Origin of the sequence: Nocardioides eburneiflavus, from assembly GCF_004785795.1 — a bacterium.
Taxonomy (GTDB): Bacteria; Actinomycetota; Actinomycetes; order Propionibacteriales; family Nocardioidaceae; genus Nocardioides; species Nocardioides eburneiflavus.
Window position 1 is genome coordinate 3,160,158 of record NZ_SRRO01000001.1, and the last position, 17,672, is coordinate 3,177,829.

Annotated in this window: 17 protein-coding genes; 9 read left to right on the plus strand and 8 right to left on the minus strand. The window is 66.6% G+C overall.

Annotated elements, in window-relative coordinates:
- The 6 genes from EXE59_RS14905 to EXE59_RS14930 all read left to right on the plus strand — a co-directional run bounded on the left by EXE59_RS14905 (position 1) and on the right by EXE59_RS14930 (position 6,665).
- Positions 1-990 (plus strand): MBL fold metallo-hydrolase, encoded by a 990-nt coding sequence (locus EXE59_RS14905; protein WP_210429014.1) that lies wholly within the window; start codon positions 1-3, stop codon positions 988-990.
- Positions 991-1,002: 12 nt separating this feature from the next.
- Positions 1,003-1,929 (plus strand): fumarylacetoacetate hydrolase family protein, encoded by a 927-nt coding sequence (locus tag EXE59_RS14910; RefSeq protein ID WP_168218534.1) that lies wholly within the window; start codon positions 1,003-1,005, stop codon positions 1,927-1,929.
- 125 nt (positions 1,930-2,054) lie between these two features.
- Positions 2,055-3,323: an FAD-binding oxidoreductase gene (locus tag EXE59_RS24530; protein ID WP_281280319.1), complete on the plus strand. Its 1,269-nt coding sequence runs from the start codon at positions 2,055-2,057 to the stop codon at positions 3,321-3,323.
- A 537-nt stretch (positions 3,324-3,860) separates the two neighbouring features.
- Positions 3,861-4,793: a VOC family protein gene (locus EXE59_RS14920; protein ID WP_135839611.1), complete on the plus strand. Its 933-nt coding sequence runs from the start codon at positions 3,861-3,863 to the stop codon at positions 4,791-4,793.
- Positions 4,794-4,900: 107 nt separating this feature from the next.
- On the plus strand, positions 4,901-6,052 hold the full coding sequence (locus EXE59_RS14925; protein WP_135839612.1) for an alpha/beta hydrolase family protein: 1,152 nt from the start codon (positions 4,901-4,903) through the stop codon (positions 6,050-6,052).
- Between the two features lie 148 nt (positions 6,053-6,200).
- The gene (locus EXE59_RS14930; RefSeq protein WP_168218535.1) at positions 6,201-6,665 is read left to right on the plus strand and encodes a nuclear transport factor 2 family protein; all 465 of its coding nucleotides are present in this window, start codon (positions 6,201-6,203) and stop codon (positions 6,663-6,665) included.
- Positions 6,666-6,994: 329 nt separating this feature from the next.
- On the opposite strand, the gene EXE59_RS14935 is transcribed toward EXE59_RS14930, so the two are convergent.
- The 5 genes from EXE59_RS14935 to pdhA form a co-directional block, all read right to left on the minus strand.
- Positions 6,995-7,915, minus strand: coding sequence for an NAD(P)-dependent oxidoreductase (locus EXE59_RS14935; RefSeq protein ID WP_135839614.1), 921 nt, complete (start codon positions 7,913-7,915; stop codon positions 6,995-6,997).
- The gene (locus EXE59_RS25120) at positions 7,797-8,279 is read right to left on the minus strand and encodes an SDR family oxidoreductase (RefSeq protein ID WP_135839615.1); all 483 of its coding nucleotides are present in this window, start codon (positions 8,277-8,279) and stop codon (positions 7,797-7,799) included. Before EXE59_RS25120 ends, EXE59_RS14935 begins: the two co-directional genes overlap by 119 nt.
- A 260-nt stretch (positions 8,280-8,539) precedes the next feature.
- Complete coding sequence (locus EXE59_RS14945; RefSeq protein WP_246056811.1) at positions 8,540-9,928, minus strand: dihydrolipoamide acetyltransferase family protein; 1,389 nt, start codon at positions 9,926-9,928, stop codon at positions 8,540-8,542.
- Positions 9,925-10,890: an alpha-ketoacid dehydrogenase subunit beta gene (locus EXE59_RS14950; RefSeq protein WP_135841321.1), complete on the minus strand. Its 966-nt coding sequence runs from the start codon at positions 10,888-10,890 to the stop codon at positions 9,925-9,927. The genes EXE59_RS14945 and EXE59_RS14950 overlap by 4 nt, the downstream gene beginning before the upstream one ends.
- 26 nt (positions 10,891-10,916) lie before the next feature.
- Positions 10,917-12,023 carry a pyruvate dehydrogenase (acetyl-transferring) E1 component subunit alpha gene (gene pdhA / locus EXE59_RS14955; RefSeq protein WP_135839616.1) on the minus strand — a complete coding sequence of 369 codons (1,107 nt, stop codon included), beginning with the start codon at positions 12,021-12,023 and terminating at the stop codon, positions 10,917-10,919.
- Positions 12,024-12,154: 131 nt separating this feature from the next.
- Between pdhA and EXE59_RS14960 the strand changes: the two genes are divergently transcribed.
- Entirely contained in the window at positions 12,155-12,604 is a 450-nt protein-coding gene (locus tag EXE59_RS14960; protein WP_135839617.1) for an Lrp/AsnC family transcriptional regulator, read from the plus strand.
- A 228-nt stretch (positions 12,605-12,832) separates the two neighbouring features.
- Entirely contained in the window at positions 12,833-13,747 is a 915-nt protein-coding gene (locus tag EXE59_RS14965) for an SDR family NAD(P)-dependent oxidoreductase (RefSeq protein WP_135839618.1), read from the plus strand.
- Between the two features lie 241 nt (positions 13,748-13,988).
- On the opposite strand, the gene EXE59_RS14970 is transcribed toward EXE59_RS14965, so the two are convergent.
- The 3 genes from EXE59_RS14970 to EXE59_RS14980 form a co-directional block, all read right to left on the minus strand.
- A complete protein-coding gene (locus EXE59_RS14970; RefSeq protein ID WP_425464498.1) occupies positions 13,989-15,335 on the minus strand; it encodes an IS256 family transposase in 1,347 nt (448 codons plus the stop codon).
- A gap of 171 nt (positions 15,336-15,506) precedes the next feature.
- Complete coding sequence (locus EXE59_RS14975; protein WP_135839619.1) at positions 15,507-16,490, minus strand: NADPH:quinone reductase; 984 nt, start codon at positions 16,488-16,490, stop codon at positions 15,507-15,509.
- Positions 16,491-16,546: 56 nt separating this feature from the next.
- The gene (locus EXE59_RS14980) at positions 16,547-17,089 is read right to left on the minus strand and encodes a PadR family transcriptional regulator (protein ID WP_135839620.1); all 543 of its coding nucleotides are present in this window, start codon (positions 17,087-17,089) and stop codon (positions 16,547-16,549) included.
- Between the two features lie 97 nt (positions 17,090-17,186).
- Between EXE59_RS14980 and EXE59_RS14985 the strand changes: the two genes are divergently transcribed.
- Positions 17,187-17,606 (plus strand): ester cyclase, encoded by a 420-nt coding sequence (locus EXE59_RS14985; protein ID WP_135839621.1) that lies wholly within the window; start codon positions 17,187-17,189, stop codon positions 17,604-17,606.
- Positions 17,607-17,672: the final 66 nt, after the last annotated feature.

Below are 17,672 nucleotides of genomic sequence, written 5' to 3' on the forward strand. Positions count from 1 at the left end.
GTGTTCGCTTCTCCCTCTTACCGAAGAAAGGCACAGATGAGTCACCGTGTGGAAGGCGGGCGGTTTGCGCCTCCGGAGACCGCTGTCGAGGTCAGCGACGGCATCTTCTCTTACGCGCAGCCGGACGGCAGCTGGTACATCAACAACACCGGCTTCATCGTCGGCTCGCGCGGTGTCGTCAGCGTCGACGCATCATCGACGGTGGACCGGACCCGCGCATTCTTGGCGGCCATCGCCAGAGTCACCGAGGCGCCCGTCCGCACCTTGATCAACACTCATCACCACGGTGATCACACCTACGGCAACTTTCTGTTCGAGGGTGCCACCATCGTCGGTCGGGAGGGCATCCGCGAACTCATCATGCAGTTCGGTGGTCCTGAGGCTCTGCCCCCGGTGTGGGACGAGGTCGACTGGGGGGACGTCACGCTCGCTCCACCGTTCTTGACCTTCACCGACCAGGTGAAGGTCTACGCCGACGACCTCGAGTGCCAGGTGACTTACGTCGGCGCGCCGGCGCACACGACCAACGACTCGATCGTGTGGATCCCCGAACGTCGTGTCCTCTTCAGCGGCGACCTGCTGTTCAAGGGCGGGACCCCGTTCCTGCTTCAGGGATCGATCGCCGGTTCGCTCGAGGCTCTCGAGCGTCTCTCCGCGCTGGGCGCCGAGACGATCGTCCCGGGACACGGACCCGTGTGTGGACCCGAGGTGATCGACACGGTCACGTCCTACCTGCAGTTCGTCCAGAAGGTCGCTGCCCAGGGCATGGATGCCGGGCTCACTCCGCTCGAGCTCGCTCGCGACACCGACCTCGGTGACTTCGGCGAGCTGCTGGACTCCGAACGGATCGTCGGCAACCTCTACCGAGCGTATGCCGACCTCCACGCAGGGATGAACGGCACTCAGCTGGGCGCTCCGATCGACGCGGTCGGTGCCTTGGCGGACATGGTCGCCTACAACGGCGGCAAGCCGCTCTCCTGCTACGCCTAGAAGGGAAAGACCATGCGTTGGGCCAGCCACATCAGCGGCAAGGACGGCCAAGAGCACGCCGCTCTCGTCGAGGCCGACAACCTGCTCAGCGTCGAGGAGACGCTGCTCGAGCTCTTGCAATCGGACGGCACCCTCGGTGCCCATGCCGCCAGGGCCCGGAGCAACCCGTGGGACGTCGTTCCTCTCGGAGGAGCGTCTCTCGTCGCACCGGTGCCACGACCTCCCTCCGTCCGGGACTTCATGGCGTTCGAGCAGCATCTCGTCAACTGCTCCGCCGCCATGGGTACCTCGGTCCCCCCGGTGTGGTATGACCAGCCGGTCTTCTACTTCACCAACCCCGCTGCGATCACGGGCCCCTACGACGACGTCCCCATGGCGCCCGGCACCGCTCAGTACGACTACGAGCTCGAGGTCGCGGCGGTCATCGGACGACCTGGGTCGGACCTGGCGCCGGCGGACGCGGAGGCCTACATCGCTGGTTACGTGTTGTTCTGCGACTGGAGCGCTCGAGACCTGCAGAGCAAGGAGATGACCATCGGCCTCGGTCCGGCCAAGGGCAAGGACACGGCGACCAGCCTCGGCCCGTTCCTGGTCACACCGGACGAGCTCGAGGCTCGCCGATCGGGGAAGGGCTACGACGTCGCCATGACGGCATCGGTCAACGGCACCACCTACAGCCAGGGAAACTGGCGAGACCTCTTCTGGTCGTTCGAGCAGATGCTCGCCTACGCCTCCCGGGGGACCGAGTTGCAGGCCGGCGACGTCATCGGCAGCGGAACCGTCGGCACCGGCTGCATCCTCGAGCTGTCCCAGGTGCACGGGGGAGACCGCTTCCCGTGGCTCCAGCCCGGCGACCGGGTCGAGCTCGATGGAGGCCCGCTCGGCCGGATCTCGGCGCAGGTCAGCCCCAGCGCGGCTGATCGGCTTGCGCTGTCGTGACAGCGCCGATCGGCGAACTGGCAGACGTCCTCCCAGGCGGCTCGGTCCTGGTGGACCCAGATCTCCTCGCGACGTACCGCTACGATTCGGCCAGGGACCCTCGCGCGGGCACACCCACAGCTGTAGTGCGTGCGACGTGCACGTCCGACGTCCAGCAGGTGTTGAAGTGGGCCAGCGAACACGGCGTGCCCGTGGTGCCACGAGGTGCGGGGTCCTCTCTATCGGGTGGTGCCTCGGGCATCAACGGGGGAGTCACCCTCAGCCTGGAACGGATGCGCGACATCACCGTCGACCCCGTCAACAGGGTCGCGGTCGTCGGCCCTGGTGCCATCACCGCGGACGTGAAGTCGGCCGCGGCTGAGCACGGTCTCTGGTACCCGCCAGATCCGTCGTCGGTGGAGATGAGCTCCATCGGAGGGAACGCGGCGACCAACGCGGGCGGCCTGTGTTGCGTGAAGTACGGCGTCACCAGCGACTACGTCCTCGGGATGGAGGTCGTCCTCGCCGATGGAACAGCGCTCCGCCTCGGCGGGCCTCGACTCAAGGACGTCGCGGGACTGGCGCTGCTCAAGCTCTTCGTCGGGTCAGAAGGCACTCTCGGCGTGATCACGGAGCTCACGCTCCGCCTGCTCCCGCGCCCGGCTGGCGCGGCGACGCTGGTGGCATCCTTCAGTTCGCTGGATGCGGCCGTCCAGGCGGTGGTCGGGCTGACTGCTCGAGTCCGGCCGTCCATGCTCGAGCTGATGGACAGGGTCTCGATCAACGCCGTCGAAGACATGACTCGCATGGGCCTGGACCGTGCCGCCGAGGCGCTCCTCATGGTGCGCACCGACACGCCGGGCGAATCCGCCGTCGAGGAGATCGCCCTGATCCACGAGGTCTGTGGTCGTCACGGCGCCAGTGAGATCTACACCTCGACTGATCCTGACGAAGGCGAGGCCCTCCTTGCGGCACGCCGCGCTGCCCTACCTGCGCTCGAGACCCTCGGTTCGCTCCTCATCGACGACGTCGGCGTGCCGGTTCCGGCGCTGCCCTCGCTGGTGCGACGCATCCAGGCGACAGCGGCTCGCCACGATGTCCTCATCGCCGTCGTTGCGCATGCCGGCGACGGCAACGTCCACCCGGTGATCGTCTACCCGAGCGGCGACTGCGACGCAGAAGCTCGCGCGCGACGTGCCTTCGGTGACATCATGGGCGCTGCGATCGAGCTCGGTGGAACGATCACCGGTGAGCACGGCGTTGGTCGTCTGAAGGCGCCGTGGCTGGCCGACCAGGTCGGTCGAGACGTCATCACGGCGACCGCGCGGATCAAGGATGCGTTGGATCCGTGCGGCATCCTCAACCCCGGAGTCATCCTGGAGACTGGGGACCGGTCGCCGGATCCCGGCTCCTGAGCCAGGTCCGGCTGGCGGAGGACCGCGACCGGCTCGTCGACGACGTCGCGCGGCTCGGACTCGGATATCCGAGGTGATCGTGGCCCCATCGCAATGACGTGCGCAGGCGATTCGTTCACCATTCACTCTGCATTTCCACCAGTTCTTCCCCGTTCCGATGTCAATGATTCTCGTGGCCGATCAGATCAATCGGAACACGTCGCGAGCCAGTGGCATCTCGATCAATGTGTCTGTAGACGCGCCTTACGGTTGGCGGACTCATTGATGAGGTGGATCGAGGGTGTGGCCGTCCGCGTCTGTCCAGCGAGATCGGTCTGGGGGCGGCTCAAATCGGCCGCATGGCTTCGGGTCGTGGGGCCGGTGAGGCGCGGACGGAGATCGAGTGGGTGGGCGCGGATATGTCTCGACCACCTGGGCGAACAATCGACGAAATCGATGCGCTGACATCAAGATTCATTGTTGGTGAAGATGTGAGGTTCGGCCCTACGTTATGAATTGCCGGCGCTTCGTTCGGTCCCTGTGTGAGGAGCTTCTTCCATGTCCCTGGCTTTCCGGCCCATTACCCATTTGCGCCATGTCGGAATTGCGGTCCCCAGCTATCGACAGGCCGTGGACTTCTACCAGAACGTCTGGGGTCTCACACCGGTCGCGCAGGACAGCGGGGTGACGTTCTTCGGGACGCCAGCCGATCCAGAGCACTACATCCTCCGGGTCCGTGAGGACCGGCAGAAGCGGCTCGACCTGATCGCTTTCGCCGCCGATTCGCCCACCGACGTGGATCTCCTGGCCGAGCGACTGATCGACAGGCAGATCAAGATCGATCGCGACCCGGACAAGTTGAGCACTCCGGGCGGTGGCTACGGGCTGCGCTTCTTCGATCCCGACGGCCGGCTCATCGAGGTGTCGGCCGATGTCGAACTGCGGCCGTATCGCCAGCTGGAGGCGAAGGAGTCCATTCCTCAGAAGCTCAGCCACGTCGTCATCAACACCACGAACGTGCATGCGACGAAGGCCTTCTACGAGGACGTTCTCGGGTTCCGGCTGTCCGACTGGCTGGGCGACTTCATGTGCTTCATGCGGTCCGGCCCCCAGCACCACATCCTGGCCATCTCCCAGGCTCCGAGCCACTCGCTGAACCACATCTCGTTCGAGATGCGCGGCATCGACGAGTACATGCGCGGCACCGGTCGGATGATCCGCCATGGCCACCGACCGCTGTGGGGGCCGGGGCGGCACGGCGCCGGGGACAACACCTTCTCCTACTTCCTCGACCCGTTCGACAACATCATCGAGTACACCACCGAGCTGGAGATCGTCGACGAGGACACGTGGGAGCCGTCGGTCTACGATCCCGCCTCACCAGACACCCAGGACCAGTGGGGGACCGGCGGCGCCATGACGGAGGTCATGCTCCCCATCATGCTCAAGACGCGGGACGACGTCGGTCTCTGGACCCCATCGCCAATGTGAGCCCCGGTCCAGGGCCGATTGCCTCCGCGGAGGGGGCGATCTGCGGACGAGCAAGTAGTGCAGGAGAGTCCCGAACCACGACGATGCCGCACCCGGAGGTGCACTGAATGTTTGAGTACTTCAGCGGGCCCAGGTACATCTGGAACCTCAGCGTCTGCGGGACGCTGAACTGTGGTGGCGCCATCGACGAGGTCGACCGCGCGTGCCGGCCGGCTCGCGCGGCGCAGGACGTCGACTCCGGCAGCAAGCTGTTCATGCAGGGCTGGAAGGCCGTCGCAGACGAGGTCGCAGAGCAGGCACGTGCCTCTGAGGCCGCGGGTCACCTGCGGACCGCGGGGCAGCAGTGGTATCGGTCCGGGCTGTACGTCTCGCATGCGGAGCGGATGATGGGGAACTCGGACCCGGGGCGTCGCGAGTTCTACCAGCAGGCGCTGGACGCCTTCGCCAAGGTCTTCGAGATCGCCGACCCGGCGACGACGCGGGTGGAGGTCCCGTTCGAGGGCACCACGCTGCCGGCGTACTTCTCGAATGCGTCCAAGAACGGCGAGCCGGTGCCGTGCATCGTGATGTGGAACGGCCTGGACTCCACCAAGGAGCAGATGTACACGTCGGGCTGGCCGCAGGAGATGCGCGAGCGCGGCATCTCGGTGCTCATGGTCGACAACCCGGGCTCGGGCGAGGCGCTGCGCTTCCAAGACCTCACCTCCCGTATCGAGTCCGAGGACTGGGCCGCGGCTCAGGTCGACTGGCTCGAGTCCCGCTCGGACGTCGACAGCGATCGGATCGGCCTGGTGGGCTGGTCGCTCGGCGGCTACTACTGCCCGCGCGCGGCCGCGTTCGAGAAGCGGTTCAAGCTGCTCGCCATCTGGGGCGCCAACCACAACTGGGGAGAGGTCCAGAAGAAGCGGCTGCAGCGTGAGGGCGAGAACCCGGTACCGCACTACTGGGAGCACGTCCTGTGGACATGGGGTTTCGACGACGTCGACACCTTCATCCAGTACGCCGAGGGCGTCAACCTCAACGGCGTCGTCGAGAAGATCACCGTCCCGTTCCTGATCACGCACGGCGAGAACGACCGGCAGATTTCAGTCGACTACGCGCACCAGTCCTATGACCAAGCCGTCAACAGTCCGAAGCGAGAGCTGCGGATCTTCACCGTCGAGGAGGGCGCGGCCGAGCACGTCGGCCTCGACCACATGCCGCACATCAACGCCTACATCGCCGACTGGGTCGAGGACACGTTCGCTGAGATCTCCTGAACCGCGCTCGGTGAGTCGGGCACCGCAGGGCGACAGGGCATTGCCACCAACACATTGCCAGCTGGCCTCGCGTCTCACCAGGCTTGCCCGCCACCGGGCCGCGCCAGCCATGAAGGTGCCCATCCAATCCTCAAGGAAGCGAACGCCGATGCCCGTCTCCCAACCACCGACCGACCCGACACAACAGATCCAGTGGCTCGTCGATCGAGCAGCGATCAGTGACCTTCTCGTCGACTTCGCACGCGCACTCGACGAGAAGGACTGGGAGGGTTACGCGAACCACTATGTGGACGACGGAGTTCTGAGCTTTCCGGGCGGGGCCGGCCACGAAGGTCGGACCGGTATGGCTGACTTCGCGGCTGCGAGCCTCAGCCGCTACGCCGGCACCCACCACCTCACCACCAACTACGCGATCAGCGTGGAGGGCGATGCGGCGACCGCAAGGGCATATCTGATCGCCGCCCACATCTTCGATGCAGCTGATCCGACCCGGCATGCGGATGGGGCCGGCTGTAACAACTGCCGGCTCCGCCGTACCGCCGACGGCTGGCGGCTGACCGAGGTGGCGTTCCAGGTGTCCTATCTCTCCGGCGAGATGATGTTTCCGCTCTGACGGCGATGTCATGCGCTCACGGCCAGCGGGGGCGACGGTCAGGGTCGGCCACAGCCCCGCGCGGTCTACGGGAGCGGCGCGGTGTCTGGATGGCCGACGGGGCGGTCGACGATGTCGCTGGACGTAGCCGCGCGTTGCCTCGGTCAGCGGAGTGGCATCGTCGGCTGGTATCGCGTCCTTGCAGACTCACAGTCCAAAGGGTCACCCTCGAGAATCCTGCCCTGGCCTGCTGTCCGCCATGAATGCACGGATGACGTGGGTGTGGTGCAGCTGTACGACGCTCGGCGCGACAGTCCGGGTTCAGCCTTGCCCGCTCTGCTTCGACTCCGTCAGTGCACGCGGTACAGCAGGGGCTGGCCGGTCGCCCGGCGCTCGAGCTGCCTGATCAGCAGCTCGTCGGCCCTCCTGTCCCAGCCATCGGAGGCACCCCTCACGTGAGGCGTGAGGATTTGGCCCGGTAGGGACCACAGGCGGTGGCCCGCTGGGAGCAGCTCCGGGTCCGTCACGTCCAGCACTGCTCGTATCCGAGCTCCCCCCAACGCGTCGGCGAGCGCGTCGGTGTCGATCACCGGGCCACGAGAGATGTTCACGACGATGGCGCCATCGCCCAGCTTCGCCAAGAACTCAGCGTCGACGAGTCCACGCGTTGCCTCGGTGAGCGGAGCGGCGAGCACTATGACGTCCTGGTAGGCGAGCAGCTCGCTCAGCTTCTCGAATGCGACGACAGCAGCTGCAGCTCGGCGTCCGACCAGGGTCACGGTCGCGCCGAACACCTCGAGCACGGTGGCGATCTTGCGACCGATGTCGCCCGGCCCGATGACGAATGCTGCGCTGCCCTCGAGACTCGAGCGGTGCTGAGCCTGCCAGATCCCGTCCCATTGCTGACGCAGCAGAGTGGGGTGTTGGTGGAGCAGCGTGAGTATGCCGGCGACAGCCACCTCGGCGGTCGAGGAACCGTGAAGCCCCCGGCCGGCACACAGCGCCACGTCCGCCGGGACGACGTGCTCCCACGTCTCGAAGCCGGCCGACATGAGCTGGACGACGTCCAGGGCGGGCATCGCTGCCAGCTCCGCCGGGTTCATCGGCTCGAGACGGTATGGCGTCAACAGCACCTCAGTCTGCTCGATGCCGTCAGGTGGAAGCCCGGAGCCGTCCCAGACCAGCACCTTCGCGGCCCAGCGCCCGCCGTCGAGTTCTTCCACCTGGGCTCGGTGTTGCTCGTCGGCGACACAGTCGGTCACCTTGCTCATACGAGCCCGAGCCCGCCGTCGACCGGCAGGACAGCCCCGACGGTGTAGTGGCGTCGATGAGCGTCAGAAACGCGGTAGCGAGATCCGACGGCATGCCGAGGCGCGCGGCGTGCTGGACCACCTGGTCCCGAACGGCCCACTCGCGAGTCCGCTCGGTCTCGATGTAGCCCGGTGCGATCGCGTTGACCCTCACCTCTGGACCCATCGCCACCGCGAGGCACCGGGTCATGTGCTCGAGACCGGCCTTTCTCACGGCGTAAGGGATGCTCGAGCCGGAGACCGTCGAGCCAGCCACTGAGCTCACGTTGATCACCAGGCCCCGCTTGTCTTCAGCATGGCCTCGCTGGCCTGGGTCAGGTGCCACGGGCCGAGGAGGTTCACCTCCAGCATGCGAGTGAAGAAGTCAGCGGTGACCGCCTGCAGGTCCGCATGCCGGACAGGGATCCCGATTCCAGCGTTGTTGACCAGAGGTCCAGACGCCCGTACGTGTCGGCGCACCGTCGAGCCCGGTGAACTGCGCGGTTGCGTCTCCGAGCGAACCATCGCAATGTCGAGTAGGAGCGGATCGGGGCAACTTGCGACCAGGCGCGCGATCGCCTCGCCGGCTGGGAATGGGGGTCGACATCACAGCCTCGAGATTGCGAACGCCGGGTTCTCAATTGCGTCGGCGACTGCACGCATGAAGCCGGATGCGGTGCCGCCGTCGCAGACGCGATGATCGAACGCGAATGACATCTGAGTGATGCGGCGCGCCACGATGTCGCCGTTCACCACCCAGGGTCTCTCGATGATGCGGCCGAAACCGAGGATGGCAACCTGCGGATGGTTGATGATGGCCGCGCTCCCGTCGACTCGGAAGCTGCCGTAGTTGTTGAGGGTGAAGGTCCCGGCGGCCAGCTCTTCGGGAGAGCATCGGCCGTCACGGGCGCGGGCCGTGAGAGCCCGGATCTCGCTGTCCAGCTCGGTGGTGGTGAGGCGCTCCGCAGCCGCGACCGATGGGACGACCAGACCGCGCTCGCTCTGGACGGCGAATCCGAGGTTGATCGACCGCAGCTGGACGATCTCGTTCGTCGTGGTGTCGATGCGGGCGTTGAGCACCGGGTACTGGCGCAGGGCTGCCACGGTGAAGCGAGCCAAGTAGGCGAGGATGCCGGGACCGCCGTCGTTCGCTGAGCGTTGGTTCTCGCGCAGCTCCCAGAGGGGGGTTGCGTCGACGTCCACCCAGACAGTTGCCTCCGGGATCTCAGTGCGAGAGCGGGTCAGCGCGGCCGAGACGGCCTTGCGGAACGCGGTCAGCGGGATTCGAGTCTCGCCGGAGACCTCGACAGGCTTCGAGGTCGTGGAGGCAGTGGCTTCAGCCGCATGTCGGTCGGGGTGCGCCCTCTCGACGTCCGACCTGGTGATGAGCCCACCACGCCCTGTGCCGGTCAGGGTGTGGAGGTCGATTCCGTGCTCGCGTGCGAGGTTGCGGACCAGCGGCGAGATGACCCGGGGGACGGCGTGTCGCGTGGGCACGATGCTGGCGGCGGTGTGGTCTGTGGCCTCGGTCTTGGGGGTGTCCTGCGCGAGGGCCGTGGTGCGCCCGGGTGCTCCGAGGACGGCATTGCGTCGGCGCCGACGGCCGCCGGACGCAGGGTCGGACGTCCCGTATCCGATGAGCACGTTTCCGGAGCCAGCTCGTTCCTCGTTGCGGTAGGTCTGTGCGGCAGCGTCGGCCTGCTCGGTCCGGTCGCTCGGTTCAGGGTCCGAGGCTGTGGGGGTGACGCTGACCAGCGCATGTCCGACCTGGACGGTCTCGCCCTCCCGGGCGTGCAAGGCGAGCACGCGTCCTGCGAAGGGCGAAGGGACCTCGACGATGGACTTGGCAGTCTCAACTTCGAGCATCGGCTGATCCACGGCGATGACGTCGCCGACGTGGACCATCCAGCGCACGACGTCGGCCTCGGTCAGTCCCTCGCCGAGATCTGGGAGGTTGAAGGTCCGAGTGTCCGTGAGTGCCGATGTCGACGTCACGAGTCCTCCCACTGGAGATCCTCGACGGCGTCCAGGATGCGGTCGACGCTGGGCAGCTGGAAGTGCTCGAGCTTGGGCGGCGGGTAGGGGATGTCGAACCCGACCACTCTGCGAACTGGTGCTGCGAGGTGGTGGAAGCATCGCTCGGTGACGCGCGCCACGATCTCGGAGGCGACGCTGGCGAACCCGGTCGCCTCGGCGACAACCACGGCCCGACCGGTCGATCGGACGGCCTTGCAGACGGTCTCGTCGTCGAAGGGGACGATCGATCGCACGTCAATGACCTGGAGGCTGCGTCCGTCCTGTGCAGCGATCTCGGCCGCCTCGAGAGCGGGCGGAACCGCAGGTCCATATGCGATGAGGGTGGCGTCGCTGCCCTCCCGAAGCACCTGTGCTCTGCCGATGGGCGGCACGGGACGGGTGAGGTCGACTTCTTCCTTCGACCAGTACAGCTTCTTGGGCTCGAGGAAGACCACGGGGTCCGGAGAGGCGATGGCGGCCCGGAGGAGTCCGTATGCGTCCGCCACGGTGGCGGGGGTGACGACATGCAGGCCGGGGGTGTGTGCGTAGTAGGCCTCGGAGGAGTCGCAGTGGTGCTCCACCCCACCGATGCCCCCGGCGAACGGCACGCGGATGACCATGGGCGCTGAGAGGGCGCCTCGTGTTCGGTTGCGCAGCTTGGCCACGTGACTGACGACCTGCTCGAACGCGGGGTAGGCGAACGCATCGAACTGCATCTCGACGACGGGCCTCATCCCATGCATCGCCAACCCGACCGCCAGGCCCACGATCCCTGACTCCGCCAGTGGTGTGTCAAAGCAGCGCTTGTCGCCGAACTCGGCGTTCAGACCGTCGGTGACGCGGAACACCCCGCCCAGGGGGCCGACGTCCTCACCGAAGACCAGGACGGAGTCGTCGTCGGTCATGGCGTCGCGCAGGGCCTGGTTGAGGGCCTGCGCCATGGTGAGCTTGGTGTTCTCGGCGGTGGTCACAGGTCTGCCTCGGGGTCGGTGGTGTCGCGTTCCAGCTCGTCCGCGACGACGGCCGACTGTTCCTGGAGCTGGGCGGTGGGCTGGGCGTAGACGTGGTCGAACAAGTGCCGGTAGTCGGGTGGCACGTCGGTGTTCAGGCCACCTCGGATGTGGCCGGCCATCTCCTCGGCTTCGGCGGTGATGGAGGCCGCGAGCTCGTCGTCCAGAAGCCCCTCGGCACGCAGAAAGGTCTCGATCCTGGTGAGGGGGTCGCGGGTCAACCACGCCTCCACGTCTGCGTCCTGCCTGTAGCGGGTGGCGTCGTCGGCGTTGGTGTGGGCCTGCATCCGGTACGTGTGCGCCTCGACCAACTGCGGGCCACCGCCCGCACGCGCCTTCGCGACAGCACTGCTGAGAACGCTCAGGACCGCGGCCAGATCGTTGCCGTCAACGCGCTGACCGGGGATCCCGTAGCCGATGCCCTTGTGGGCGAGTGAGGGCGCCACCGATTGGCGTGCGAGCGGCACCGAGATGGCGTACTCGTTGTTCTGGACGAAGAAGACGACGGGCGTTTTGAAGACGGCCGCGAAGTTGAGCGCCTCGTGGAAGTCGCCCTCGCTCGTTGCCCCGTCACCGCACAACGCCATCGCAACTGTCTTCTCGCCGCGCAGCTGTGCGGCGTGTGCCAAACCCACCGCGTGCAGCAGCTGGGTCGCCAACGGCGTCGTCGCGGGCGCGACCCGGTGTCGTCTCGGGTCGTACCCCGAGTGCCAGTCACCTTTCAACAAGACGAAGACCTCAACTGGGTCGACGCCGCGAGCCACGACAGCCGCCGTGTCGCGGTAGGTCGGGAAGAGCCAGTCTTCGTCGTCGAGTGCGAGGGCTGCGGCGACCTGGCAGGCCTCCTGTCCGTGGGAGGACGGATAGACGGCCAGGCGACCCTGTCGTACGAGCGCGTAGGCCTGATCGTTCAAGCGCCTCGCGCGAACCAGTGCGGCGTAGCCGGCAAGCAGGGCGCTGTCGTTCGGACGGTCGATCTGCGAATCGAGAACAGCGGTGCCATCAGCCGAGATGCAGGCCAGCGGCTCGTCCGTCGGCAGAAGATCGTCGATGACACTTTTCATGCGGGCATGCTCGCAAATGCACCATTTGAACTCCACAGTTGGCGGAAGTTCGAGACTATGTTTGCAGAAGGCGGGCCGTATCGCGCAATGTGTCTTCGGATGAGTGTCGACCGCGGTGCTGGGAGAGGCAAATGGCAGAGGACGTGGACGGTGTAGATCGACAGATCCTCGACGTCCTGGCCGTCGACGGCCGCATCTCCATCCGTGCTCTGGCCGAGCGTGTGCACATATCTCGAGCCAACGCGTACGCGCGGGTGGAGCGGCTCCGATCCTCCGGCGTCATTCTGGGGTTCCGGGCCGAGGTGAGCCCCGAAGCCGTGGGGCTCAGGACTTCGGCCTACGTGACGTTGAACCTCCACCAGACGGAGTGGCGCACCGTTCAGCAGCGGCTGCTCCAGGTGCCGGGGGTGGTGCACGTTGCGCTGGTGGGAGGAGAGTTCGACGTCGTGCTCCTGGTGAGGGCACGTGACAACGCCGACCTCCGCCGGGTCGTGCTCGACGAGGTCCAGGCCATCGAAGGGGTCACCAGCACCCGGACACTGCTGTTCTTCGACGAGTCTGAGCCCGCTCGACACGGGTAGCGCAAGGCGTGGGGGACAGTCTGTGCGAGGTGTCGACCAGGTCGCTGGACTTGTCCTGATCTCAGTCGCTACTGAGCCTGCTGCCGTCCGAAGGGTTTACTGACCGAGCGGTCTGCAATACCTTCGCACCCCGGCGTCGAGTCGCTGACCACTGCCTGGCCAGCACTGTCAAGGCGTCACAGGATCTTCGAAGCGTGCGCGGCCGGCACCCAAAAGCAGGAGTGAGACATGGAGACACTTGTTGGCCGCACTGCGTTCGTCACGGGTGGCGCCAGTGGCATCGGGTTGGGCATCGCCAAGGCGTTGGCGCAGAACGGTGTCGCGGTCACCATCACTGGAACGAAGCCCGAGCGACTTGACGCGGCCGCTGCCGAGATCGCGCTGTTGGGCGCACGGGCGCGGACTGCCTGCTTCGACATTACCGACCGCGACGCCTTCGAGGCGGCAGCGGACGATGCTGAAGCCGAGTTCGGCAAGGTCGACATCCTCTGCAACAACGCGGGCCGGGGGTTTCTGGGCTCGATCGTCGAGTCGACTCCCTCGCAATGGGAGTGGGCGTTGGCGAGCAACGTGATGGGCATCGTCAACGGATTGCACACCTTCGTTCCGCGCATGCGGCGTCGCGACGGCGAGAAGCACATCATGGCCACCTCCTCGGCTGGCGGGCTTTTCGCGGCTTCCGTCGGCGGCATCTACACCACCACCAAGATGGCCGTGGTCGGGATGATGGAGGCCCTACGGGCCGAGGTTGCGGCTGACTCGATCGGAGTCTCAGTCTTCTGCCCGCATTTCGTGCGGACCAACATTCGGGAGCACGCGCTCCACGCCCCCGGGTTCGTGGGTGAACCCATCGCCGAGGCCGAACCCGAGCCAGCAACCGGGATGGACCCACTCGAGGCAGGCGCTTACGTCGTAGACGGGATTCGGAACAACCGTCTGTACATACTCTCGCACCCCGAGATCGCGAGCGTGCTGGAGGAGCGGCACAACGGGATCATGGCGGCACTCTCCGAGGCGACCCCAGAGGCCAGCAGGGTCGAGGCGGAGGCTCCGACGCTCAGCTTCGACGTCTACTCGGAACCTGCGCGAGGCGGAGCTTCGGCTCCAGACCCTTCTGTTTCTTTGTCGACGGTCACGGGGTAGGTGCGGAACCTGAGTGGTCCGGCGCACCTTCCTCCCGCCGACGGCTATCCCCTCGGCCTCGACCCAAGCAGGACGTCCGCCACTTCATCTGCCCTCAATCTGCCCTCGCCAGCGCCGAATTCGACGCCAAGAGTCTCGGTGAACACCCGAAGGCCCAATGCAAAGGTATCCGCAGGTCAGAGGCATTCTCTGCAGTCAACGAGGGTCTGTCCGACTAACGGTGTAAGCAGCGGTTCCATTGTTAGAGGTTCTCCGGGGCCGGCATCCGATCGGCGAAGGTGATGGCGAAGGCGTTGAGTGCTGGCTTCCACCTCATCGTCCATCGTGTCTGACCGGTGCCCTTGGGGTCCAGCGACCTGGTGACCATGTAGAGGCACTTCATCGCTGCCTGCTCGGTCGGGAAGTGGCCCCGCACCGTGACCGCGCGACGGTAGCGGGCGTTCAACGACTCGATCGCGTTGGTCGAGCACAGCACCTTGCGGATCTCGGCGTCGTAGTCGAGGAACGGGGTGAACTGCTCCCACGCCGATCGCCACAGGCCACTGATCGCGGGGTAGGGCTTGCCCCACTTCTCGTCGAACTCCTCGAACGCCCGCCAGGCCGCCTCCCGGGTCGGGGCACCGTAGATCGGCTTCAGATCGGTGGCGATCTGTCCCCAGTACTTCTTCGAGGCGTAGCGGAAGGTGTTGCGGATCAGGTGGATCACGCACGTCTGCACAACGGCTTGGCCGTACACCGCTCCGACGGAGTCGGGCAGGCCCTTGAGGCCGTCGCAGATGACGAAGAAGATGTCCTCCACGCCGCGGTTCTTCAGCTCGGTCAGGACCTGAAGCCAGAACTTCGCTGACTCCCCGCCACCGGTGCCGGCCCAGATGCCGAGGATGTCCTTGTGGCCGGCGAGGTCGACACCGATCGCGGCGTAGATCGGACGGTTCCCGACCTGGCCGTCGCGGATCTTGACGTAGATCGCGTCGATGAACACCGCGGCATAGACCTTCTCCAGGGGCCGCGAGGTCCACTCGGCCATCTCGGCCACGACCTTGTCGGTGATCCTCGAGATTGTGTCCTTCGACAGCGAGGCCCCGTAGATCTCGGCGAAGTGAGCGCTGATCTCACCGGTCGTGAGGCCCTTGGCTGCCAGCGACAACACGATCGTGTCGACATCACCGAGGCGTCGTTGGCGCTTGGCCACGATCACCGGGCTGAAGGTGCCATCGCGATCACGCGGGACGGTGATCTTGATCGGTCCGACGTTGTCGGTCAGCACCGTCTTGGTCCGAACCCCGTTGCGGGAGTTCCCGCTGTTGCGGCCGGCGGCCTCGTGCTTGCCATAGCCCAGGTGCTCAGACATCTCCTCGTCCAGCGCCGTCTCGATCACGGTCTTGGTCAGGGCCTTCAACATGCCATCCGGGCCGGTCAACGCGACCCCACGAGACCGCGCCGTGCGGACCAGCTCGCGGGCGATCTCGAGCTCCTCAGCAGATGGCTGAGCAGACCCCTCGAAGCCAGGGTCACCTTCCTGCGCAACGTCCGGCGGTGACACCGCCACATCCTCGGGTGGGCTCACAGAACTCAGTGTTTCGGTCATCGTGACTCCATCTCGCCAACCAGCTGGTCAGCGTGTCGAGCCACTTACACCGTTGTTCGGACAGTCCCGTCAACGACGAGCGACCGCAGCGGAACGCCGTTGACTGCGAGAGTCATTCGCGCGATGGTCAACGCCTTCTCCGCCCACGGGACCCAGTGTTCGGAGTCTGTGCTAGTGGGGGATGGTGACCAGGATGCGGCCGTGGCCACCGCCAGTGTCGACGTGGTCGTGGGCCTTGGCGATGTCCTCGAGCGGGTAGCGGTCGCCGACAGCGACAGTGAGGGCGCCGGCGGCGGCGGCGGAGATGAGGTCGCGGGCGGCCTGGCGCTTCGCTTCGGGTGGGAAGTCGTCGCTGCCGAGCAGCCGCAGGGTGACGTTGTTGAACAGCAGGGGCCAGAAGGGGATCTCGGTGCGGTCCGTGCGGGTGGCGTAGGCGGCGATGACGGCCCCGTGGGCGGCGACGGCGTTGTCGAGGTCGGCATTGTCGGACAGCGCGACCTCGATGATCCGGTCGACGCCCCGCGGCGCGAACGCGCGGATTGCTGCGGCCGGGTCGCTGGTGTCCAGGGCGAAGGCCTGGGAGACGATGGCCGGGTCGACGCGGTCGAGGTCCGCGGTTCGGCGGACGGTGGCGATCACCGTGGCGCCGGCCCAGTGAGCGAGCTGAGCGGCCATGGAGCCGACACCGCCGAGAACTCCGTGGACCAGGACCAGTTGGCCCTCGACCGGGCCGTCGGCGAAGACGGTGCGGTGGGCGGTAATGCCGGGGATGCCGAGGCATGCGCCCAGTTCCTCACTGAGGTGGGCGGGCAGGGCTGCGGCCTGATGGTCGGGTACGACCGTGTACTGGGCGGCGGTGCCGAAGGGACGATAGGACTGGGCGCCGTATACCCAGACCCGTGCTCCGACGCGGTGGGCGTCGACTCCGTCGCCCACCGCGTCGATGAGTCCGGCGGCGTCGCTGTGCGGGATCACCCGCGGGTAGGGCATGGACGAGCCGAGCCAACCGCGCCGTTTCTTGGTGTCGCCGGGATTGACTCCCGAGACGGTGACGCGGACGCGGACCTCGCCGGGGCCGGGGACGGGATCAGGAAGTTCGCCGACATGCAGGACATCGGCCGCGGAGCCTTGGTCGTTGTACCAAGAACCAAGCATCGGGGGTCCTCCGTGGGCAGTCAGTTCGTGGGGGCGGCGGGTGGATGAAATCGTTGCTAGTGCGATGCGGTGTCGAACACGGGCGGTTCCTCCCCGAGGGTCTCGCGCAGCCAGGTCCGTTCGGCGCGGCTGGTGGCACGGGCGGTGAGCAGCATGCCCCGCCGGTAGGGGTCGGCGATCTCCTCGGCAGGCAGGGGCCGGTCGTTGTCGTAGAAGAAGCTCGCCGGTTGTTCCAGGAACTCCAGCCGTCTGCGCAGCACCGCGTGCTGTTCGGCCACGTCGGGCAGGTGGGAGAGGAATGCCACGACGACGTAGAACCGGGTGAAGTCGGTTATCTCGTGGTCGGCGGGGTTGCGCAGGCGCTCAAGCATCTCGGCGCGGCCGGCCGCGGTCAGGCTGAGTACGTACCGGGCCGCCCCCGCGCCCGGGTCGGCGCGTCGCTCGATCAAGCCCGCCTTGGTGAGGCGATTGATCGCCGGATACAGGCTGCCGTCACTGACAGGCCGCGTATAGCCGGTCAGGTGTGAGACGCGACGGCGCAGCTCGTGCCCGGGCAAGAGGGCCTCGGCCAGGAAGCCGAGTATGGCGAGTTCCAGCATGGGCCCATCCTCGCACGTGTACATCGATTCGATGTCTACATCGATTCGATGTATATTGGGCTGTCCGCCTTACACGTCCCTGGAGAGGCGCAACCCGATGCCGTCGCAGTCCACCCAGTCAGTGATGAACCGCTTCGTCGAGTTCATCAACACGGCCAACGAGGATCTCGCCCACGAGGTCATTTCTCCGGACGCGGTGTTCCACGCACCCAGCCACCCGGAACCACTGCGGGGTCCCGACGGGTACATGGAAGTCCTCGCGATGATGCGCGGCGGCTTCTCGGACGTGGAGTGGACGCTGGAAGAGGCGGTCGCTGAGGGCGACACGGTGGCCGCGCGGTTCACCATGCGGGGAACCCATGACGGTGAGTTCTTCGGGGTCCCGGCGAGCGGCAGCAAGATCTCGGTGCAGGCCATGAACTTCTACTACCTGGCCGACGGTCGGATCGTCGGCGAGCGGGGCCAGCCAGACCTCCTCGGGCTGATGCGACAGATCGGTGCCCTGCCGGCCTCGTGAATCTCGTAGCCGCCGGGTGAGTCTCGATCGCGCGGGATTGCCGCTGCGGCCGCAGGCGCCAGCACG

What these genes read in the sequence shown, in the direction of transcription:
- EXE59_RS14910 (WP_168218534.1), top strand. Translation starts at nt 1,003, where the DNA reads ATGCGTTGGGCCAGCCACATCAGCGGCAAGGACGGCCAAGAGCACGCC.
- EXE59_RS14975 (WP_135839619.1), bottom strand. Translation starts at nt 16,490, where the DNA reads ATGCTTGGTTCTTGGTACAACGACCAAGGCTCCGCGGCCGATGTCCTG.
- EXE59_RS14985 (WP_135839621.1), top strand. Translation starts at nt 17,187, where the DNA reads ATGCCGTCGCAGTCCACCCAGTCAGTGATGAACCGCTTCGTCGAGTTC.
- EXE59_RS14935 (WP_135839614.1), bottom strand. Translation starts at nt 7,915, where the DNA reads ATGAGCAAGGTGACCGACTGTGTCGCCGACGAGCAACACCGAGCCCAG.
- EXE59_RS14965 (WP_135839618.1), top strand. Translation starts at nt 12,833, where the DNA reads ATGGAGACACTTGTTGGCCGCACTGCGTTCGTCACGGGTGGCGCCAGT.
- EXE59_RS14930 (WP_168218535.1), top strand. Translation starts at nt 6,201, where the DNA reads ATGCCCGTCTCCCAACCACCGACCGACCCGACACAACAGATCCAGTGG.
- EXE59_RS14960 (WP_135839617.1), top strand. Translation starts at nt 12,155, where the DNA reads ATGGCAGAGGACGTGGACGGTGTAGATCGACAGATCCTCGACGTCCTG.
- EXE59_RS14970 (WP_425464498.1), bottom strand. Translation starts at nt 15,335, where the DNA reads ATGACCGAAACACTGAGTTCTGTGAGCCCACCCGAGGATGTGGCGGTG.
- EXE59_RS14920 (WP_135839611.1), top strand. Translation starts at nt 3,861, where the DNA reads ATGTCCCTGGCTTTCCGGCCCATTACCCATTTGCGCCATGTCGGAATT.
- EXE59_RS14950 (WP_135841321.1), bottom strand. Translation starts at nt 10,890, where the DNA reads ATGGCGCAGGCCCTCAACCAGGCCCTGCGCGACGCCATGACCGACGAC.
- EXE59_RS14925 (WP_135839612.1), top strand. Translation starts at nt 4,901, where the DNA reads ATGTTTGAGTACTTCAGCGGGCCCAGGTACATCTGGAACCTCAGCGTC.
- EXE59_RS14980 (WP_135839620.1), bottom strand. Translation starts at nt 17,089, where the DNA reads ATGCTGGAACTCGCCATACTCGGCTTCCTGGCCGAGGCCCTCTTGCCC.
- pdhA (WP_135839616.1), bottom strand. Translation starts at nt 12,023, where the DNA reads ATGAAAAGTGTCATCGACGATCTTCTGCCGACGGACGAGCCGCTGGCC.